Below are 255 nucleotides of genomic sequence, written 5' to 3'. Positions count from 1 at the left end.
TGGGCGGTACTAACCAGACCGGCATGACAACCGACACGAATAGCCAGTGCTCCACCTATGAGCAAACCCACCCACGAGACATTCGCCCGTGGCATGAGTCATGGACCAACACCCCCAGACTCGATCGCCTGGTGCGTGTGGCCAGTGATGCTCCTTAGAAAGGAGGTGATCCAGCCGCACCTTCCGGTACGGCTACCTTGTTACGACTTCGTCCCAATCGCCGGCCCCACCTTCGACGGCTCCCCCCACAAGGGT

The 255-nt window shown here is 60.4% G+C and carries 1 rRNA gene; it reads right to left on the bottom strand.

Going from position 1 to position 255, the window contains the following annotated elements:
- Positions 1–158: 158 nt before the first annotated feature.
- Positions 159–255, bottom strand: a 16S ribosomal RNA gene (locus tag QSK37_RS51375); the annotation flags it as partial.

It is taken from the genome of Actinoallomurus iriomotensis (genome assembly GCF_030269445.1).
Lineage (GTDB): Bacteria > Actinomycetota > Actinomycetes > Streptosporangiales > Streptosporangiaceae > Actinoallomurus > Actinoallomurus iriomotensis.
Note: the sequence above shows the minus strand (reverse complement) of the source record. Positions and strands in the feature narration are given on the sequence as shown.